The sequence below is a fragment of the Roseateles sp. P5_B10 genome (assembly GCF_056400485.1).
Genome location: NZ_JBFULE010000878.1, coordinates 1 through 2,089 on the forward strand (window position 1 = coordinate 1; position 2,089 = coordinate 2,089).

Sequence of the window (2,089 nt, forward strand, 5' to 3'; positions counted from 1 at the left end):
GGCCGAGGCGCACAACCACAATCTGCAGACTGCTTGGGGCTGGGGCCAGTACGCGCAGACGTATCTGGACGAAGGCGTGTTCTACGCCGCCATGCTGTGTGGCGACCCGGCCGGCGTCGCCGAGGTCAAGCCGCTGACCGCCACGCCCGCGGCACCGGACGTCAGCTTCGTGACCGCCTGCATCACGTCCAGCGACGGCTACCCGCTGGCGGCCGTGCTGCCCGAACCCAGCGCCGAGGCGGCCGCGGCGCAGAAGCAGATCGTCCTCGTCGACAGCCCCGAGCAGGCGCTGGCCCAATGGCCCGCAATCAAGGCCCGCGGCGGCAACTGGCTGCGCATCGTGCTGGCGCACAGCGAGCGCCCCGAGCTGCGCGGCCGACCGGAGATGTTTGGCCGCCTGGGCCTGACGCCCGAGACCGCCAACGCGCTGACCCGGCTGGCGCGCGCGGACGGCCGCCGCGTCGTCGCCCATGCGGAAACTGCAGCCGACTTTGATGCCGCACTGGCCGCTGGTGTCGACGCCATCGCCCACCTGCCCGGTTATGCCAACACATTGGACGAGGCGCCCGAGCGTTTCGCCATCAGCGAGGCCGCCGCCGCCCAGGCCGCGCGTCAGCACACCGCCGTCATCACGACGACGGCCGCCACCGCTCTCTTCAAGCTCGACGCCGCAACCCTGGCCGCGCTGAGGGACGTGCAGCGCGCCAACCTCGCAAGACTGCAGGCGGCCGGCGTGCAGTTGCTCATCGGCTCCGACGTCTTCGTCGGCACCGGCCGGGCCGAGCTGCACGCGCTGGACGACCTCGGCCTGGACCGTGCGACGCTGTTACGGCTGGCCACGCGCGACACGCCGCTGGCGCTTTTCCCGGGCCGCAAGCTCGGCTGCTTCGACCCCGGCTGCGAGGCCAGCTTCCTGGTGCTGGGCGCCGACCCGCTGACCGACCTGGCCACCATTGACATGCCGCTGTTGCGCGTCAAGCAAGGCAGGCTGCTAACCCGACTGGCCGACGTGGCGGCGGCCAGCTCCCAAGCCAGCACCTCGACCGCCGACCCGCCGAAGAAGACTGCCGCGAAGAAAAAAAGCGGCAAAGCCAAGACGCCCAGCAAGGCCAAACAGCGCTGATTACAGTCGCCGCATGAACACCCCCCGCCCCGCTTCCACCGGTTTGTCCGTCCAACAGGTGCTGCTGTGCGGTGCCATGATCGTCACGCTGTCGATGGGCATCCGCCACGGCTTCGGCTTCTGGCTGCAGCCCATCATCACGGAGCGCGGCTGGACGCGCGAGACCTTCTCTTTCGCGATGGCCGTGCAGAACCTCTCCTGGGGCATAGCCGGGCCGATTGCCGGCATGCTGGCCGACCGCTTCGGCGCCTGGAAGGTACTGATCGCCGGTGGCCTGACGTATGCCTGCGGCCTGCTGCTGATGGCCGTCACCAGCCACCCACTGAGCTTCACCCTCGGTGCCGGCGTGCTGATCGGCATCGCGCAATCGGGCTCCACCTACGCCGTCATTTACGGCGTGCTGGGCCGCACGGTGTCGCCGGAGAAGCGCTCCTGGGCCTTCGGCGTAGCGGCCGCGGCAGGCTCCTTCGGCCAGTTCGTCATGATCCCCGTCGAGACCTGGCTGATCAGCCATCTCGGCTGGCAGGGCGCCTTGTGGCTGCTGGCCGGCGCGGCCTTGTTGATCGTGCCGCTCGCGCTTGGCGTGCGCGAGCGCAGCGTGGCGGCCTTCAGCGGCGCCCACCAGAGCATTGGCCAGGCGCTGCGCGAAGCCTTCGGCTACCGCAGCTTCCAGCTGCTGATGCTGGGCTACTTCGTCTGCGGCTTCCAGGTCGTCTTCATCGGCGTGCATCTGCCGAGTTACCTGAAGGACCACGGCCTGGGCATCGGCGTGTCCACCGGCGCACTGATGCTGATCGGCCTGTTCAATATCTTCGGCACGTATGCGGCCGGCATGCTGGGCCAGCGCTTTCCCAAACGCTATCTGCTGTCAGCCATTTACGGACTGCGCGCCGTGGCCATCGTGACCTTCATCTCGGTGCCACTGACGCCGCTGAGCGTCTACATCTTCGCCGCGGTCATCGGCTT

2 protein-coding genes are annotated in these 2,089 nt (G+C 68.9%); both read left to right on the forward strand.

Annotated elements, in window-relative coordinates; all coding sequences use genetic code 11:
• Nucleotides 1–1,123 (forward strand): amidohydrolase family protein (locus AC1DU6_RS28775; RefSeq protein ID WP_477861321.1); only part of this gene is annotated, 1,123 nt, incomplete at its 5' end.
• Nucleotides 1,124–1,136: 13 nt separating this feature from the next.
• A partial coding sequence (locus tag AC1DU6_RS28780; RefSeq protein WP_477861323.1) for an MFS transporter occupies nucleotides 1,137–2,089 on the forward strand: 953 nt, incomplete at its 3' end.